At 50.3% G+C, this 17,891-nt stretch carries 13 protein-coding genes and 1 riboswitch; of the genes, 10 read left to right on the top strand and 3 right to left on the bottom strand.

Annotated elements, in window-relative coordinates:
* Positions 1-27: 27 nt before the first annotated feature.
* Positions 28-3,762: a methionine synthase gene (metH, locus tag Q4Q50_RS08010; RefSeq protein ID WP_311898985.1), complete on the bottom strand. Its 3,735-nt coding sequence runs from the start codon at positions 3,760-3,762 to the stop codon at positions 28-30.
* A gap of 344 nt (positions 3,763-4,106) precedes the next feature.
* Here metH and Q4Q50_RS08005 point away from each other — a divergent pair, with 344 nt between their 5' ends.
* The 10 genes from Q4Q50_RS08005 (at position 4,107) to Q4Q50_RS07960 (ending at position 14,643) form a co-directional block, all read left to right on the top strand.
* Entirely contained in the window at positions 4,107-4,826 is a 720-nt protein-coding gene (locus tag Q4Q50_RS08005; protein WP_311898984.1) for a histidine phosphatase family protein, read from the top strand.
* A gap of 204 nt (positions 4,827-5,030) precedes the next feature.
* A riboswitch (cobalamin riboswitch) is annotated at positions 5,031-5,197 on the top strand.
* A gap of 100 nt (positions 5,198-5,297) precedes the next feature.
* A complete protein-coding gene (locus Q4Q50_RS08000) occupies positions 5,298-6,191 on the top strand; it encodes an ABC transporter ATP-binding protein (RefSeq protein WP_259503600.1) in 894 nt (297 codons plus the stop codon).
* Positions 6,160-7,317, top strand: coding sequence for a FecCD family ABC transporter permease (locus Q4Q50_RS07995; protein ID WP_311899041.1), 1,158 nt, complete (start codon positions 6,160-6,162; stop codon positions 7,315-7,317). Before Q4Q50_RS08000 ends, Q4Q50_RS07995 begins: the two co-directional genes overlap by 32 nt.
* Positions 7,318-7,482: 165 nt before the next feature.
* On the top strand, positions 7,483-8,565 hold the full coding sequence (cobT, locus tag Q4Q50_RS07990) for a nicotinate-nucleotide--dimethylbenzimidazole phosphoribosyltransferase (protein WP_311898983.1): 1,083 nt from the start codon (positions 7,483-7,485) through the stop codon (positions 8,563-8,565).
* Between the two features lie 106 nt (positions 8,566-8,671).
* Positions 8,672-9,460: an adenosylcobinamide-GDP ribazoletransferase gene (locus Q4Q50_RS07985; protein ID WP_259503602.1), complete on the top strand. Its 789-nt coding sequence runs from the start codon at positions 8,672-8,674 to the stop codon at positions 9,458-9,460.
* Positions 9,457-10,083 (top strand): bifunctional adenosylcobinamide kinase/adenosylcobinamide-phosphate guanylyltransferase, encoded by a 627-nt coding sequence (gene cobU / locus Q4Q50_RS07980; RefSeq protein WP_311898982.1) that lies wholly within the window; start codon positions 9,457-9,459, stop codon positions 10,081-10,083. The genes Q4Q50_RS07985 and cobU overlap by 4 nt, the downstream gene beginning before the upstream one ends.
* Before the next feature lie 104 nt (positions 10,084-10,187).
* Positions 10,188-11,822 carry a cobyric acid synthase gene (locus Q4Q50_RS07975; protein ID WP_311898981.1) on the top strand — a complete coding sequence of 545 codons (1,635 nt, stop codon included), beginning with the start codon at positions 10,188-10,190 and terminating at the stop codon, positions 11,820-11,822.
* A gap of 44 nt (positions 11,823-11,866) precedes the next feature.
* Entirely contained in the window at positions 11,867-12,490 is a 624-nt protein-coding gene (gene cobO / locus Q4Q50_RS07970) for a cob(I)yrinic acid a,c-diamide adenosyltransferase (RefSeq protein WP_286993898.1), read from the top strand.
* Positions 12,491-12,704: 214 nt separating this feature from the next.
* Positions 12,705-13,739, top strand: coding sequence for a T6SS phospholipase effector Tle1-like catalytic domain-containing protein (locus Q4Q50_RS07965; RefSeq protein WP_311898980.1), 1,035 nt, complete (start codon positions 12,705-12,707; stop codon positions 13,737-13,739).
* Between the two features lie 76 nt (positions 13,740-13,815).
* Positions 13,816-14,643, top strand: coding sequence for a cobalamin-binding protein (locus Q4Q50_RS07960; protein WP_311898979.1), 828 nt, complete (start codon positions 13,816-13,818; stop codon positions 14,641-14,643).
* A gap of 63 nt (positions 14,644-14,706) precedes the next feature.
* On the opposite strand, the gene Q4Q50_RS07955 is transcribed toward Q4Q50_RS07960, so the two are convergent.
* Complete coding sequence (locus Q4Q50_RS07955) at positions 14,707-16,098, bottom strand: NAD-dependent succinate-semialdehyde dehydrogenase (protein ID WP_311898978.1); 1,392 nt, start codon at positions 16,096-16,098, stop codon at positions 14,707-14,709.
* Between the two features lie 238 nt (positions 16,099-16,336).
* Positions 16,337-17,452: a glycerol dehydrogenase gene (locus tag Q4Q50_RS07950; RefSeq protein WP_259542037.1), complete on the bottom strand. Its 1,116-nt coding sequence runs from the start codon at positions 17,450-17,452 to the stop codon at positions 16,337-16,339.
* Positions 17,453-17,891: the final 439 nt, after the last annotated feature.

Genomic DNA, 17,891 nt, shown 5'->3' with positions numbered 1-17,891 from the left:
AGCCCTGCGGGTGATTGCAGATCCCAATCACTCGGGATCATAATCCAACACTGGCGCCAGCCACTTCTCCGTTTCGGCAATGCTCATCCCTTTGCGCTTCGCGTAATCTTCCACTTGATCGCGGCCTATATTACTCACGCCAAAGTAGCGCGATTTCGGGTGGGCGAAATACCAGCCGGATACTGCCGCTGTGGGGAACATGGCGTAGCTTTCGGTGATATTCAAGTCGATAGTTTCATCGGGCTTGAGCAAGTCCCATAACAAGCCTTTTTCTGTGTGATCAGGGCAAGCTGGGTAACCCGGTGCTGGGCGTATGCCTTTGTATTTCTCGCGTATTAAGGCTTCGTTACTTAACTGCTCGTCGGCCGCATAACCCCAAAATTCTTTACGTACCCGTTCGTGCATCCGCTCGGCAAAGGCTTCGGCCAAACGGTCGGCTAAGCATTTGAGCATGATGGCGTTGTAGTCGTCGTGGTTGGCTTCAAAACGCGCCACATGTTCGTCTATGCCGTGGCCTGTGGTCACCGCAAAGCCGCCCATGTAATCGGCGACGCCTGAGTCTTTTGGTGCAACAAAATCGGATAGGCAGAAGTTGTCGTTGCCGACACGCTCAAGCTGCATCCGCAGGTGATGTGTGGTCATTTCAACTGTGGTGCGCGACTCATCGGTATACAGCTCAATGTCGTCGTAATTGACGGTATTGGCAGGGAATAAGCCAATAACCGCTTTCGCCGTGAGCCACTTTTCTTCGATGATTTGCTTGAGCATGGCCTGACCATCGGCGAACAGCTTTTGCGCTTCTTCACCGACCACTTTATCGGTGAGGATTTCAGGGTAATGGCCGTGCAGTTCCCACGAGCGGAAAAACGGTGTCCAGTCGATACGCTCGACTAGGTCTTCTAACGGATAATTATCAAACACTTGGCGACCGAGCACGTTTGGCGTGAACGGAGTGTAGTTGGCCCAATCGTGTTGGCAGCGGTTTTCACGCGCCGCTTCGAGTGACACTATCTCTTTGCGCTTGGCTTGGGATAAACGCTTAGTGCGCATGTCGTCGTATTCGGCATAGGTTTCGTCTATAGTCGCTTGGCGAGTCTCGTTGTTGATGAGCTTACTCACCATAGGCACGGCGCGGGACGCATCGGCAATATAAATAGCGCCATGGGGATAATGGGGCGCAATCTTCACCGCTGTGTGGATTTTCGAGCAAGTGGCACCGCCGATAATCGCCGGAATGGTTAAGCCTTCACGGTGGAAGGTTTTCACGTTATGCACCATTTCGTCCAGACTCGGCGTGATGAGGCCCGACATGCCGATGATATCGATATTGTGTTCTTTCACGGCGTCGAGAATTCGCTCCACCGACACCATCACACCTAAATCGAATACCTCAAAACCGTTACAGGCGAGCACCACGCCGACGATATTTTTGCCGATATCATGCACGTCGCCTTTTACCGTCACCATCAAGATCTTGCCGTTAGATTGGCCTTCGACCTTTTCCAGCTCGATATAGGGGTTTAAGTAAGCCACGGCTTTTTTCATCACCCGCGCCGATTTCACCACCTGCGGCAGGAACATCTTGCCCGAGCCGAACAAGTCGCCGACCACGTTCATGCCGTCCATCAAGGCGCCTTCAATCACATCCAGCGGACGTTTCGCTTCTTGGCGAGCGGCTTCGGTATCTTCATCAATAAATTCGGTAATGCCTTTGACGAGCGCATGGGATAAGCGTTGGCTCACCGGCCAGCTGCGCCATTCTAAATCTTCTTTCTTGCCCACCTGCGCGCCATCACCGCGGAATTTCTCTGCGATTTCAAGTAACTGCTCGGTATTACTTGAGCCTTCCACTGGGCAGGGCAAGTTAAGCACCACGTTTTCGACCCGCACTTTAAGCTCAGGATCGATATCGTCGTAAATGGCTAACTGACCCGCGTTGACAATGCCCATATCCATGCCGACTTTGATGGCGTGGTACAGGAAAACGGCGTGAATCGCTTCGCGCACTGGGTTGTTACCGCGGAATGAGAACGACACGTTCGATACGCCGCCCGAAATCATTGCGTGGGGCAGGGTGGCTTTAATTGCTTTAATGGCATCAATAAAATCGACGGCATAGTTGTCGTGTTCATCGATACCGGTGGCGATGGCAAAAATGTTCGGGTCGAAGATGATGTCTTCTGGCGGAAAGCCGACCTTATCAACCAGCACCCGATAAGCGCGGGTACAGATTTCGATTTTACGCGCCTTAGTGTCGGCCTGACCTTGCTCGTCGAATGCCATGATAATGGCCGCCGCGCCGTAGCGTTTCACTAAGGTGGCTTGCTCGATAAACTTGGCTTCGCCTTCTTTGAGGGAAATAGAGTTAACTATGCCCTTGCCTTGAATACATTTGAGGCCAGCTTCGATCACTTCCCATTTAGAGGAGTCGATCATAATAGGTACGCGGCTGATGTCGGGCTCAGAGGCAATTAAGTTTAAAAACTTGTGCATGATCTCGGCGCCATCGAGCATGCCTTCGTCCATGTTGATGTCGATGATTTGCGCGCCGCTTTCAACCTGCTCGCGGGCGACATCGAGCGCTTGCTCAAACTTGCCTTCTTTGATCAATTTTAAAAACTTAGCCGAGCCTGTGACGTTGGTGCGCTCTCCCACGTTAACGAACAGGGATTGGGCATCGATAGTCAGTGGTTCCAAACCTGCCAAGCGGCAAGCGACTGGAATGTCCGGCAAAATACGTGGATCGTGACGGCTCACTGCTTCGCGGATCACGCGGATATGTTCAGGCGTACTACCACAACAACCCCCGATAATATTGAGCATGCCTTCGCGCGCCCAATCTTCGATCACATTCGCCATGTCTTCTGGGGTTTCATCGTAACCGCCAAACTCGTTCGGCAGTCCCGCATTCGGATGCGCCGACACATAACACTCACTGATGCGGGATAATTCTTCCACATAGGGGCGTAATTCTTTTGGCCCAAGTGCACAGTTAAGACCGATAGATAAGGGCTTGATATGGCGCAGGGAATTGTAAAAAGCTTCGGTCGTTTGGCCAGTCAGTGTGCGGCCAGAGGCATCGGTAATGGTGCCCGAAATCATGATAGGTAAGCGGTCACTCGAATGCTGACCAAATAAGTCATCGAATACGGATTCAATCGCAAACAGCGCGGCCTTGGCGTTTAAGGTATCGAATATGGTCTCGACCATAATGATATCCGCGCCGCCTTCAATCAGTGCCTTAGTGGATTCTCGGTAAGCGCTGACTAACTCATCGAAGCTGACGTTACGATAGCCTGGGTCGTTCACATCAGGGCTAATCGAACACGTACGGTTAGTGGGGCCTAACACCCCGGCGACGTAGCGTGGAATGCCTGTGGCCGCAAACACTTCATCACAGGCTTCACGGGCGAGGCGCGCGCCGACTAAGTTAATTTCGGCGGACAGCGACTGCATGTCGTAGTCAGCCATGGCAATAGTCGTAGCATTAAAGGTGTTGGTTTCAATGATGTCTGCACCGGCGTTTAAGTAGTCGGTGTGAATTTGTTTGATGATGTGGGGTTGCGACAACACCAATAAATCGTTGTTGCCTTTGACGTCAGTGTGCCAATCTTTAAAGCGTTCGCCGCGATAGTCCTCTTCTTCCAGCTTGTAGCCTTGGATCATAGTGCCCATGGCACCGTCTAAGATCAGAATGCGCTCTGCAAGCTGTTTGCGAATGTCTGCTAATATCTGGCCGGCTTTAGTTGAGGGTATCGTCATAAATAATTACCTTAAATACAGCTAAGTTAAGTCCAAGCATCGACCCTTGTTATGCAAAGTGCATTTTATTCTGGTCTATCGACATTTGTTTTTGGATACTTGTTTTTTATAAAATGTTTTTGGACATTTAAACGTATAGACGTCCATAATACGCGACTTATGATTGTCAGGGCAAGGTCAAAATTGACTGACGACAATTGAGTCCTATCACCACTTTTCACCCAGTTTAACGGCTCTTTTTGTAGGACTAGTTGTAGGGCTAGGGCGTAATTGAGTATATAGGACGACGGGTCTAATGTGGGGCTTCAACAAAATTTGCCATGAGTGATAGACATAGGAATACGATGAAACAAGTTCGATTGTTATTGTTACGCCACGGTGAGTGCGAAGGCGGCGCCATTTTACGCGGCCGTGTGGATGTGCCTCTAAGCGAAAAGGGCTGGCAGCAAATGTCGGCAGCGGTTGAGTCACAGGCCAGCGTGTGTAGCGCGATTTATAGCTCGACCTCACGCCGCTGCGCCGAATTTGCCCAAGCCTTTGCCGCCGAGCTGCATTCGACGGCGGCGCTGGTATCTGAGTCAAGGCCATTGCAGGCGCAGCTTTTATCGGGTTTACAGGAAATTGATTTTGGCGATTGGGACGGTCGTCGGCTCGATGAACTGTATCAACAAGCGGGCGAACATTTAGCGGCCTATTGGCAAAACCCTTGGCAAACACCGCCGCCCAATGGGGAAACTATGGCCAGTTTCGAGTCGCGGGTGAATGGGACGATTGACCAGATACTCGCCGCCGAGTTTGAACGGTTGATTCTCGACTCAGATAACGCCGAGCAGGCAGTGGGCGCTAGTGTGGGTACGAGCGAACTGGCTGCCAAAGTATGGGTCGTGACCCACGGCGGAGTGATCCGTCACTTAATGGCGCGCGCCCTTGGGGTTGAACGGGCGGTGGGCTTTTACAGTCAACTCGATTTACCCGTGGCGGCCGTGGTGAGCATTAATGTGCTGCAAGATGAACACGGCGTTTGTTACTGGCGTTTAGATTGGCCGAGCGGGCGCTGCGAGTGATCCGCGTTGCCCTAAGGTGAAGATTTTTCTTGTCTTACCAGCGTGATTGTCGATTGCCTATTAAGGTAAATATAGGATAATGCTTTTTCCTGACGTCCCCTGACGCACGCGGCCTTGCAAGGCTGGTGGCAGTGTACCGGATGACGTCACAGAAATAGGTGTTGGGAGTTTTGAGTCGTGCGAGGGTGTTCTGTGGCAACTATTGCCGAGGCACGCTGCAAAGGCTTGAAATCAATCTCAACATAATAGGGAATCGGGGCTGACTGCTCGTCAGTCAGCCCGAACTGTGCCCGCAACTGTGAGTGACTTTTTATATTGTTTTCAATAGAAAAGTGACGAGTCAGGAGACCTGCCTATTTCTGTTATCGCTGCGTGCAGCCTTAGTTCTCGAGCGGGTGACTCGAGGGAGCCGATGACAATGTGCACAACCTTTTTTAATTCAGGTTTGGACTCGCTAGGAGCACCGCGTTGGTGAAACTCTCTGCCATCCAAACGAGCCATGCTTTGAATGACAGCGACACTCGCCCATCAGCGAGCCAGACGGTCGCGCTCGATGTCAGCCAGTTAAGCTGGTGTATCGATGGCAAAACCATTCTTTCCAATATTAACTTTGCGCTGCCAACGGGGCAGATGTTGGGTTTGATTGGGCCTAACGGTGCGGGTAAGTCTAGCTTGCTACGCTGTTTGTATCGCTTTGTTCGCCCGACTCAGGGCAAAATTACCTTGTTTGATCAAGATATTGAGCGCTTGTCGCCCAAGGCGTTTGCTTGCCGCGTCGCTGTAGTGCAGCAAGACACGCCGCACTATTTTGATTTAACCACAGAGCAATTGGTCAGCATGGGCTTAACGCCGCATAAGGGCATGTTCGATACCAATTCGAGCTGTGATGGCGAGCGCATTGCAAAGGCATTAGAGAAAGTCGGCCTGAGTCATAAGATGCATCAACAGTACGAGCACTTATCCGGCGGTGAAAAGCAGCGTGCCTTGATCGCCCGCGCCATAGTGCAGCAGCCACAACTGCTGATCCTCGATGAGCCAACCAACCACCTCGATGTGCGTTATCAAATTCAAATCCTCGAATTAGTGCGTAGCCTTGGCATCAGCGTGATTGCCTCTATTCACGATCTCAATTTAGCCAGCGCCCTGTGCGACAGTTTATTGTTGATCCATAACGGTGAAGTCAGCGCTATGGGCACGCCAACTGAGGTATTAACCGAGGCGCGAATTGGTGATGTGTTCGGCGTGTGCGCTCAGGTGTCGACCCATCCACAACATAAAAAGCCCTTAATCAGCTACTTTTATGGCTACCATGATTCGACGCACAACATGGCTAATGCTTTGGCTGAGCGAGGCGAGGGCGGATGATTCAGGGAGTAAACAGCATTTCATCTTACATTTGGGGCGTATCGTGACACCTTTGACGAGACAACAACTGATGCTGGTCGCATTAGGCATAATCACTTTGATAACCCCCATTGCCGCCACGAGTTTTGGCGCGGCGAACATCAGTTTTATGGATGTTATCCAAGTGTTTATCAATAAAATGGCCAACCTCACTCAAGCCAATGGCATGACGGAGCGCATCGTGATGGAGCTCAGACTGCCGCGTATTTTACTGGCCTTTGTGGCGGGTGCGGGCTTGTCTTTGGCGGGCAGCGTGCTGCAAACCGTGACCCGCAATCCATTGGCCGACCCTTATCTGTTTGGCATTAGCTCAGGCGCGTCCTTTGGCGCTGTGGTGATGTTGACGTTATTCACGGGCTCTGGATTTTTTGAGAATGCGGGTATGGCGGCGAACTCGGGGATTTTTAGTGGTTCGGGCGCCTTGTCAGGGCTACTGTGGTTTAGCTTGCCCTTCGGCGCTTTTATTGGTGCCAGTTTGTCGGTACTGATAGTGCTGGCCTTGTCTGGCCTTGGGCTCAATAGCCAAGTGGAGCGCATGTTGCTCTCTGGCGTGGCGACCTCCTTTATGTTCGGCGCGCTAACGAGTCTGCTGCTGTATTTCGCTAGTCCGCAGGCGACGGCTTCTGTGTTGTTTTGGAGTTTAGGCAGTTTCGCTAAGGCCAGTTGGTCCTTATTAGTGCTGCCGACACTGGTGATTGGCGCGAGTTTGTTCATTATTTTAGGCATGAAACGGCAGATCATGGCGTTGCAAGCGGGGGATGAAACGGCGCATACCTTAGGGGTGAATGTGCCTAAGTTGCGACTCAATATGTTGCTGCTCTGCTCCTTGATTACCGCGATTTTGGTCGCTACCTGCGGCGGGATTGGGTTTGTCGGTTTGATGATCCCCCACACAGTGCGCATGCTGTTTCCAGGTCGTCAGCCGATTATTTTAACGGCGCTGGTGGGCGGATTATTTATGGTTTGGATTGATGTGCTGGCGCGCTGTTTGTTGGGCAATCAAGAGTTGCCCGTGGGCATTATCACAGCGGCCATAGGTAGCATGTTCTTTTTGCTGATTTTGCGTAAACGCAGAGTCATGCCGTAAGCACCTAGTCAGAACGTAATCCTAGAGTCATCTAGCAAGCGCAGACTGGCGGGATAATCAGCATTTTTGTTGATATCTGCCCCGCGATTGGAAATGCAAAATTGGACATGTTAGTCATAGACGCAGGATGCGTTGTGGTTATTTAAGATAATAAGTGGAGTGTGGATGTCTCAGTCAGCCGTGTCTTTTCAAATCAGCCCTGTGAGTAAAACGCAGGATCCGCTGATCCAGCAAAAAATTGATCTTAAGACTAAGCCGCCCGGCGCCTTAGGTCAGCTTGAATCCTTAGCCTTACAGATTGCCCGCGTGCAAGCGACTGATTTGCAACAAACGGATCAGCCACAAAATACTGTGCTGAAAATCGTTCATCCAACCATGTTAGTGTTTACGGGTGATCATGGTATTGCGGCAGAAGGCGTGTCGATTGCCCCAAGCGAAGTGACGCGCCAAATGGTGCAAAATTTTGCCCATGGCGGCGCGGCGATTAACGTTTTTTGTCGGCAGGTGGGCTTTACGCTCGAAGTGATCGATTGCGGTATTTTAACGCCAGTCGAAGGGGTTGAAGGCATTATTGATCAACGTCTTGGCGCGGGCACAGGGGCAATTCATTTAGAGCCCGCTATGGCGCTGGAAACCGTCGATAAAGGCTTTGCGATGGCGCGCGATTTGATTGAGCGTCACCATCAAGCAGGTTGTAACTTAGTCGCCTTTGGCGAAATGGGTATAGGCAATACCTCGGCTGCGGCAGCCATTATGGCGGCGATCATGCAGCTCGATGTGATTGATTGTGTCGGCCGTGGCACGGGCATTAATAGTGAAACCTTAGAACGTAAACTGATGCTGATTGAGCTGGCGTTATTGCTGCATCAAAGCGCCTTAACTGGGCCAAAATCAGTGTTAGCTTGCCTAGGAGGTTTTGAAATTGTGCAGATGACGGGCGCGATGTTAGCCGCCGCCGAGCGCAAAATGCTGGTGGTTGTGGACGGTTTTATCGCTACTGCTGCGGCATTAGTCGCGGTGCAAATTGCCCCCAATGTGCGCGATTATTTGATTTTCGCCCACCAGTCAGACGAGCAAGGCCATAAGCGGATGTTAGAATTTTTGCAGGCGAAACCTTTATTATCACTCGGGCTGAGATTAGGCGAAGGTACGGGCGCAGCCTTGGCGTTGCCGCTTATTCAAGCCTCAGTAAATTTTTACAATCAAATGGCGAGTTTTAGTGATGCGGGGATTGAGGCTGTTGTATGATGTGCTCTGCTAAGTCGCTTATTTTACTTATTTAAAATAATAACTTTTTAGCCAACCGTTTTAATCTTAAACCTTGCAGCAAGTGTTAATTCACTAAGGATGCTTTATGTCAGAACGCGAAAGCTGGCACAAAGAGATAGATTTGTTTTTAGTTGCCATGGGCTATTTTACCCGCATTCCTATGCCTAAATGGGTCGAAGTCGATAGCGATAAGTTGAATAAGGCCAGCCGTTATTTCGGTCTCGTCGGTCTTTTGGTCGGCCTGTTAAGTGCCATTGTATTTTGGCTGACGCAGAACTGGCTCCCCGCCGGCGTCTCTGTGCTGTTAGCTATGTTGGTTGGCGTCTTGCTCACGGGCGGATTTCACGAGGATGGCCTAGCCGATACCTTCGACGGTTTTGGCGGTGGTTGGACGGCGGAAGACAAACTGCGGATCATGAAGGACTCGCGCCTTGGCAGTTATGGTGCACTGGCGTTGATGTTGGCCCTGCTGCTGAAATGGCAGTTGTTAGTCGAGTTGGCATTGTACGATCCTGTGGTCGCGGGCTCGGCGCTTATCGTCGCGCACACAGTGAGCCGCGTGGTATCAGCCAGTATCATCTTTAGTGAAAAATATGTCCGCGATGACGAGACCAGTAAGTCTAAGCCGCTATCGCAACATCAAGGCATTAATGAGCTGCTTATCCTGATCGCCAGCGGCGTATTAGTGTTGTTATTCCTCAAGGGGTTAGCGGCATTGTCATTGCTGTTAGTGATGATAGGACTGCGCCGTTTGATCATAATGATCTTTAGACGCCAGATTGGCGGTTACACGGGTGATACCTTAGGCGCGGCGCAGCAAATAGCTGAAATCGTGTGTTATTTTGTATTGCTCGTTGTGGGTAACATACTGTGATCCACCTCGTCCTAGGCGGCGCCCGTAGCGGTAAGAGTCGCTACGGTGAAGCCTTAGTGCGCCAGTACACTGCGCTCGGCTTCGATGCCTGCTATGTGGCCACGGCGCAGGCGCTGGATGATGAAATGGCGACCCGTATCGCCAAACATCAAGCGGGACGGACGGACGATGGTATCGAATGGCAATTGTTTGAAGAGTCGCTCGCCCTTACGGCACTGTTAAAGCGCTTAGCAAAACCTGGGCGAGTGATTTTAGTAGACTGTTTAACCCTTTGGCTAACGAATCAATTACTTGCATCGAACCTTAACATCGATGATGAACCCGCGCCGACTGAGTGGAATGCGACTGACTTTGCCACTTCCACCTTTGCCGTTTCAACCTCTGACGATAAAGCTCATGCGAGTTGGCAGGCCGAGAAAACCGCTTTTGTGGATTCCCTCGTCGAGCTTGAGGGAGTGGTGATTTTGATCAGTAACGAAGTCGGTTCTGGCATAGTGCCCTTAGGTGAGTTGAGCCGACAATTTGTCGATGAAGCGGGCTGGTTAAATCAAGCCGTGGCGACCTTAGCGGACAATGTCACCTTAGTGGTCGCTGGTTTACCCTTAGCATTGAAACCTCTTTAGACTTTGGGCTCAGTCCACGTTTTAAGCTTAAGTTGCATACTTAAGTGATTTTTGACTGAGCTGTTATGTTAATGACTGCAAACTAGAATAAGCCTTTTAAACCTATGTCCTCTCCAAACACAGACAACACAGCCTGTGCTAATGCACTCGATACCGCTGACACTCTTGCAGTTAATACGCCAGCAATTAATACGCTTGCGGTTAATTCACCTCGGCGCGCGGCAGTCTTGATGGTGCAGGGCACAACATCGGATGCGGGCAAGAGCACCTTAGTCGCAGGCATTTGTCGTTTGCTCGCCCGTCAGGGGATTAAGGTTGCGCCTTTTAAGCCGCAAAATATGGCGCTCAATAGCGCTGTCACTATTGATGGCGGCGAGATTGGCCGCGCACAGGCCTTGCAAGCCGTGGCCTGTTATCTTGAGCCCCATACCGATTTTAATCCCATACTGCTTAAATCAAGCTCGGACACGGGCGCGCAAATTATCGTTCATGGCAAAGCCCTGACAACACTCGAAGCCTCGGCCTTTTTTGGACCTAAATCTAAGGATTACAAGGCAATGGCGCTTGGCGCTGTGCTGGAATCATTCGAGCGATTAAGCGGTCAGTATCAAACCATAGTGGTTGAAGGCGCGGGTAGTCCGGCGGAGATCAATCTACGCGAGGGCGATATTGCCAACATGGGATTTGCCGAAGCCGTAGATTGTCCTGTGATTATCATTGCTGATATCGATAAGGGCGGCGTATTTGCCCATTTGGTCGGGACCTTGGCCTTGTTATCAGAATCCGAACAGGCGCGGGTAAAGGGCTTTGTGATCAACCGTTTCCGTGGTGATATTAGCCTGTTGCAATCTGGCCTCGATTGGCTTGAAGCTTATACGAGCAAGCCTGTTTTAGGCGTGTTGCCTTATCTGCATGATTTACATTTCGATGCCGAAGATGCGCTGATAAGCTCGCCGACTAAAGGCGCTAACAGCCGCTTAAAAGTGCGGGTATTAGTGTACCCAAGGATCAGTAATCACACGGATTTTGATCCGCTGCGGCTGCATCCCGATATTGATTTTGACTATGTGTCGTTGCAAACCCAAGCCGCGAGTCACGCGACTCATTTGCCCGCCGCCGATTTATTGATCTTGCCCGGCAGTAAGAATGTGCGCGCCGATTTAGCCTTTTTACGCCAGCAAGGTTGGGATAAAGATATTGCCACACACCTGCGTTACGGCGGCAAAGTGCTCGGCATTTGCGGCGGCTACCAAATGTTAGGCCAAAGCATTGCCGATCCCTTAGGCATTGAAGACTGTGCGGGTGATACCGCTGGACTTGGCTACCTGCCGCTGAGCACAGAACTCAAAGCCGAAAAACAGTTACGGCGAGTGAGAGGTGAGCTAACGTTACTTGGGCAAAAGGTTGCTGTTAAGGGCTATGAAATCCACTGCGGTGAATCAAGCTATCTTATCCCTAGGCTTGAACAAACGAATGCGCCCTTGCAGTTAATCCCTGATTCCACATCTATGAGCTTTGCCGATGGCCTGCAAAGTGATGACGGGCAAATCCTTGGCACTTATTTACATGGGCTGTTTGATAGCCCCGATGCGTGTCAGTTGATTTTGCGCTGGGCGGGATTAAACGATGCTAAGGCGATAGATATCAATCAAATACGTGAGCAGCAACTCGATCGTTTAGCCGATGTGTTAGCCGAGCATTTAGACATGCAAAAATTACAGCCAATTTTAGAAGCATAAGTTTTAAAAGCAGACATTTTTAGCCGCAGAGTGAAGAGAAGACCATGACAGCACAGAACGACAACGAACAAGCGCAAATCAAGGCCGAACGCCACAAGGCTCGCCAACAGAAAGTGAAAGCCGGTGTGGATGCTAAAATTGCCGCCGCCCAAGAAGAGAAGGGCATTTTGCTGGTATTAACCGGTAACGGTAAAGGCAAATCGACCTCAGGTTTTGGCACTGTTGCCCGCGCCGTCGGTCACGGTAAAAAAGCCGCGGTAGTGCAATTTATCAAAGGCACTTGGGAGTGCGGTGAGCGCAATTTACTCGAAGGTGCAGGGGTTGAGTTTCATGTGATGGGCACAGGTTTTACCTGGGAAACCCAAGATAAAGAAAAAGATACCGCCGCCGCTGTACTCGCTTGGGAAGCCGCCGAAGCCCTGCTGCAAGATGAGTCGATTGACTGCTTGATGCTGGATGAGCTGACCTACATGGTGAGCTATCACTATTTAGATGTGGAACGTGTGCTTAGCGCACTTAAAAATCGCCCACCCATGCAGCATGTGATTATCACTGGCCGTGCTTGCCACCGTGCCATCATCGAGCTTGCAGATACGGTCAGCGAAGTGCAGCCGCTGAAACACGCCTTTGAAGCGGGTATCAAGGCACAGCAAGGTTTTGATTACTAATCGAACCTTAAATGTCGGCGCATAAGTGACGCAGCATTGTTGGTTGCAATGTTAAGTAAGACGCGCGAATGGCTTTAGTACAGGCATAAAATGCGCTAAGTTTGAGGACTAGTAACTGCCTATTAGTGACTAGCAACTAGCGACAATTTGTTGTTAGCTACTATGGGTTAGCCTCTAGCCGTTCAGTGTTCAAAGCGTTCTCAAGGATGATCCTATGAATAAGCGTATCGTGATTTGTGCCGATGGGACTTGGAATCGGCCCGAGAAAGATCTTAAGGTCGATTTCCCCACCAATGTGCTGCGCCTCGCGCGTGCTATCAGCCCGATAGCGGCTGATGGTAAACCCCAGCAGGTATTTTATGATTGGGGTGTGGGTTCCTATTACGATCAAACTATCGGTGGTGCGACAGGGCGCGGTTTACATAAAAACATCATGGATGGGTATCGCTATATAGTGCAAAACTATTCCCCAGGCGATGAGATTTATCTCTTTGGTTTTAGCCGCGGTGCTTACACTGTGCGTTGCTTGTGTGGCTTGATTAATAACTGCGGCATACTTAAACGCCCCGATGCGGCGTTGATTCAACAAGCTTTCGACCACTATAAAAAAAGCAGTGCGCCCTTTGCGCCTGATGGTGAAAAATCCCTCGAATTTAGAGCGAGATACAGTCATGAATCACGGGAAATCAAGTTTGTTGGCGTGTGGGATACCGTGGGTGCTATGGGGATCCCTATTTCATTTTTAGGCTTGTTCGAAGATAAAGACGAGTTTTACGACACTAAAATTGGCCGCAATGTGCGCGTTGCCCGCCATGCCTTAGCCATAGATGAACATCGCAGTGATTTTGAGCCGACTATTTGGCAACTACGCGACAATATGGACATGCAGCAAGTGTGGTTTGCGGGCGCCCATAGCAATATTGGCGGTAGTTATAAACCCGATAAAGACGGTTCATTGTTGTCGGATATTGCACTGTTGTGGATGATATCCGAGGCGCAGAAATTTAATTTAAGCCTAGAGCCACACTTAGCCGCGAGTGTGCATCCAAATCCGCTCGCGACCTTACATGACTCGAGACGCAGTTTTTATCGGATAAAACAGGAATATTTACGACCACTCGACCCTGAGCAAATCCCAGTACTTTTGCATCATTCGGTGAAGACCCGCTGGGATCAAGATCCTCAGTATCGCCCCAAGAATCTACAAACTTATATCGAACACTATGGCTGGCCAGAGCAGCTAGTTTAACTCTATAACCCCAAGTGACCTGAAGCTACTACGCCTGCATCTTCAGGCGGTTTGGGGATAAATACTAAGGCATATCATGATTAAGCGACACTTAGCTGGACTCGTTTTTGGGCTCAGCTTGTTTTTTCCCCATAGCGTATTGGCCGAGCCCGCTAAACGCATTATTGCGCTCTCGCCCCATGCGGTGGAAATGCTTTACGCCATAGGTGCGGGCGATGCCATAGTGGCCGCAACCGATTATGCGGATTATCCCGAGGCGGCAAAAAATATCCCGCGTATTGGGGGTTACTATGGCATTCAAATGGAGCGGGTGATGGAGCTTAATCCCGATCTGATTGTGGTGTGGGATTCGGGTAATAAAGCCGAAGATATCAACCAGCTTAGGACGTTAGGATTTAACCTTTATGGTAGCGATCCTAAAACCTTAGAAGGCGTCGCCAAGGAGCTTGAAGAGTTAGGCCAACTTACGGGGCATGTTGAAGAAGCAAGCAAGGCTGCGGCCGCTTATCGCGCTGAGCTTATCCGATTGCGGGTTGAAAATGCTAAAAAATCAGAACCTAAGGTATTTTATCAACTCTGGTCGACCCCCTTGATGACAGTCTCTAAAAACAGTTGGATCCAACAGATCATCAGTGTGTGCCATGGCCAAAATGTGTTTTACGATGCTGCCAGTGATTATCCGCAAGTCAGTTTAGAAAACGTCTTGCTGACCTTGCCCGAGGTGATTTTGCAGAGTGAAGAAGAAGGTAATGTGAAAGGGGTTGATTGGCGCCAATGGCCAGAAATTCCTGCCGTGAAGAAACAGCATATTTATCAACTCAATGCCGATTTATTACACCGCGCGACGCCCAGAGCTTTACTTGGCGTTCAAGCCTTATGTGATGCCTTGGATAAAGCGCGTTAAATAAAAACGCCTGACAGATTATTCCGTCAGGCGTTTAGTCCGATGTCGCTATTGTTTAAGGAGTTAGAAAGGTGCGTTTATATCGACCACATCAATCAGCTTGTGGTTTACAAACTCTTTCAATCCTAAATCAATCAACTCGCGGCCATAACCTGAGCGGCGCACGCCACCAAAGGGCAAGTCGGCCTTGACCATAGTCGGATGATTAACAAACATCATGCCAGTGGAAACCTGTTTCGCGACCGCGAGCCCGCGCTGGGTATCGGCGGTAAACACTGAGCCACCCAATCCAAAGGGCGAGTCATTGGCGATGGCAATTGCCGCTTGCTCATCTTTCACCCTGTGGATACTGGACACAGGGCCGAAGAATTCCCAATAGAAGGCTGGGTTATCTGGCGTCAGGTTTGTCAGTATTGTTGGTTGCACAAAGGCGCCTTGCTGCGGCACTTTTGGCCCCACTTCGGTCGCGGTTGCGCCGTGTTTTACGGCATCACGGATCTTCTGCTTCAACTCATCGGCCGCACCTTGGGAAGACAGCGGTGCCAGCGTGGTGGTGGGATCCATAGGATCGCCCGCTTTTAACGCTTCGATTCCCTTGATATAGCCCTGCATAAATTCATCGTAAATGGCTTCAACTAAGATCATCCGCTTAGATGAGGTGCAGACCTGACCCGCATTCCAATGACGGCCAAATACAGCCCAGTCGATGGTTTTGGGGAGCTCGGCATCTTCCAGCACGATAAAGGCATCTGCGCCACCCAGTTCGAGGGTGGACTTTTTCAGCGCCTTACCGGCCTGAGCCGCAATGTGCGATCCCGCATCTTCTGAGCCTGTGAGGGCGACCCCATGCACTTTGGGTGAGTTGATGATCTGCCCTATTTGTTCTCGGGTGGCGTACAGGTTTTGGAATGCGCCTGCGGGCAGTCCGGCATCGCGCATTAAGCCTTCAAAGGCCGCAGCGCACTGGGGCACGTTGGATGCATGTTTGAGTAGTAAGGTATTTCCGGCGGCAAGCTGCGGCGCTAAGATGCGCGCAATTTGGTAGTAGGGAAAGTTCCAAGGTTCGATGGCCAATAATACGCCCAGCGGTTCGTTAACCAGTATCGCTTCACCTTCGGCGGGATCGGCAACCGGCAGTTTTTGCGGTGCCAGCAGTCGCTCGGCATGTTCGGCGTAGTATTCGAAAATTTGCGCCGACAGTTCGACTTCTGCCTCAGCTTCTGCGGTAACTTTGCCCATTTCTAAGGTCAGCAATTTAGCGTAAGCAGGCTTGCTGTCTCTGAGGATGTGAGCGGCTTTAGTGAGTACGGCGGCCTTGTCGGCAAAAGGCGTGGTTCGCCAACTTAAAAATGCCTGATGGGCGGATTCTATCGCCTGCGTGACTTCGGTATCTGTTGCATTTGGAAATTCTTTAACTAGCTCTCCCGTAAAGGGATTGATCGTTGCATAAGCCATATGTTCCTCCAAGCGTTCAACGAATAGAGAGTAAATGCCAACTCTTGGCATTGAGGGTGGAAATATCGTGTCTGTTGTCATCTCCCTTGCCATCTTGCTGACCATAGAGGTGAGGCAAGGGGTTGATTGATGAGCTTTAAACTCGCGCAGTGGCAGGCTGAATTTTAGCCACATTCGTTAATGTTGATAAACATATCAAAGGGATAATGGGCGCCTGCCAGAGGCGTTGTTAACTGTTTTAAACCGTAAGCTTTTTATAGCGTTCAGCCATGGCATTGGCGGCGATCATGGCTTGGTAGACATCGTCGGCAGTTAACTGCCTCGGCATATTGCCCATAGTGTCGCCCTCTGCGCAGGCTATCTCAGCCACTTTGCGCCACTCTGCTTCGACAAAGGTTTTCAGCCCCAAATCGGCGAGCGTGAGCGGCAGTCCCGCGGTTTTGATGATGTGGATAACGTTATCTATTTCGCTTTTTGGGGCATTTTCGAGTACTAGCTGGGTGAGCAAGCCAAACACCACTTTCTCGCCGTGTTGGGCTTTATGTAGGTCAGCTACTGCCGACATACCATTGTTCACAGCATGGGCTGCGGCTAATCCGCCCGCTTCGGCCCCGACACCACTGAGATAAATCGTCGCTTCAATGGTTTGCTCAAGTGCGGGAGTGACTATCTTGTTTCTCACCGCATCCATAGCGGCTTCAACATTTTCAGTCAGTAACTGATAGCAAAGCTGCGCTAATCCCAGCCCAGTGCGGGAAGGTTTTTTCAATACGAGATTGACACCATCGGACTGATAACAGGCGCGGGCTTCAAAGTAAGTGGCCAGAGCATCGCCTATGCCTGCTGCAAAAAATCGGGCGGGAGCCGCGGCGATAATGGCTGTGTCGGCCACAACAGCATCAGGATTTTGTGGCAGAAACAGATAGCGTTCAAACTCACCGGTTTCGGAATAGATCACGGCAAGTGCCGTACATGGCGCATCGGTTGAAGCAATGGTTGGGTAGAGCAACACTGGCCGTTTTTGATAGAAGGCGACGGCTTTGGCGGCATCTAAGGTTTTTCCCCCGCCAACTCCAACAATTACATTGGTATGATGCTGCTCTGCCAGCGCACCTAAGCGCTTTATCTCGGCTTCGCTGCACTCATAGTTGAATTTTTCGAGATGGTTGCTGATCCCATTTTGATCCAGCCCTGCGACCGCTTCATTCTCAACTCGGCTGAGGATAAATTCATCGCAGATGATAAAAGCATTGTCACCAAAGTCCTTAACATAATCATGCATTTGAGCTAATAAGCCCTTGCCGATAATGAATTTTTTAGGGGAAGTGACGGTACGCGGAACGACAGTGCTCATAGAGCCTCCTTTGCACTTATGACGGTTATCCTTTCATGCTTACCCTAGCATACGCTTAATTTATCGTCGCAGCATGAGTGGTGGTAATATTTTTATTATTCAGCGTAAATTACTACTTTAGTGCTTAATTATTAGATTAAAAATGTGGTTTATTATTTTATAGGTCGAGTTAAATGCTTGGGTGTTTCTTTCTGGTTTTTTCTGGTTTAAGGCAGGGGTGAGGGCTCCGAGAGCGAGGTGAACTCAGTTGGTGAAGAGATGTAAGACGGAGCGGGCGAGCTGATTTAAGACTGAGTGGGCGAAGCGATGTAAGGCATCTAAGAAAGTGATGAAAGCTAAAACTGGATTGTGTGAATAGCGGAAATGCCTGCTGTGGAAAACAGCATAGTCATTAATTTAATGGGAATTTATTACCTCAAACCCGCCCTAAGCCTTGCTC

This window comes from Shewanella scandinavica (assembly GCF_031932065.1).
Classification (GTDB): Bacteria; Pseudomonadota; Gammaproteobacteria; order Enterobacterales; family Shewanellaceae; genus Shewanella; species Shewanella baltica.
Note: the sequence above shows the minus strand (reverse complement) of the source record. Positions and strands in the feature narration are given on the sequence as shown.

Coding starts and splice junctions, on each gene's coding strand:
- metH (WP_311898985.1), bottom strand. CDS start 3,762: ATGACGATACCCTCAACTAAAGCCGGCCAGATATTAGCAGACATTCGC.
- Q4Q50_RS08005 (WP_311898984.1), top strand. CDS start 4,107: ATGAAACAAGTTCGATTGTTATTGTTACGCCACGGTGAGTGCGAAGGC.
- Q4Q50_RS07995 (WP_311899041.1), top strand. CDS start 6,160: ATGCTTTGGCTGAGCGAGGCGAGGGCGGATGATTCAGGGAGTAAACAG.
- cobT (WP_311898983.1), top strand. CDS start 7,483: ATGTCTCAGTCAGCCGTGTCTTTTCAAATCAGCCCTGTGAGTAAAACG.
- Q4Q50_RS07985 (WP_259503602.1), top strand. CDS start 8,672: ATGTCAGAACGCGAAAGCTGGCACAAAGAGATAGATTTGTTTTTAGTT.
- Q4Q50_RS07975 (WP_311898981.1), top strand. CDS start 10,188: ATGTCCTCTCCAAACACAGACAACACAGCCTGTGCTAATGCACTCGAT.
- cobO (WP_286993898.1), top strand. CDS start 11,867: ATGACAGCACAGAACGACAACGAACAAGCGCAAATCAAGGCCGAACGC.
- Q4Q50_RS07965 (WP_311898980.1), top strand. CDS start 12,705: ATGAATAAGCGTATCGTGATTTGTGCCGATGGGACTTGGAATCGGCCC.
- Q4Q50_RS07960 (WP_311898979.1), top strand. CDS start 13,816: ATGATTAAGCGACACTTAGCTGGACTCGTTTTTGGGCTCAGCTTGTTT.
- Q4Q50_RS07955 (WP_311898978.1), bottom strand. CDS start 16,098: ATGGCTTATGCAACGATCAATCCCTTTACGGGAGAGCTAGTTAAAGAA.
- Q4Q50_RS07950 (WP_259542037.1), bottom strand. CDS start 17,452: ATGAGCACTGTCGTTCCGCGTACCGTCACTTCCCCTAAAAAATTCATT.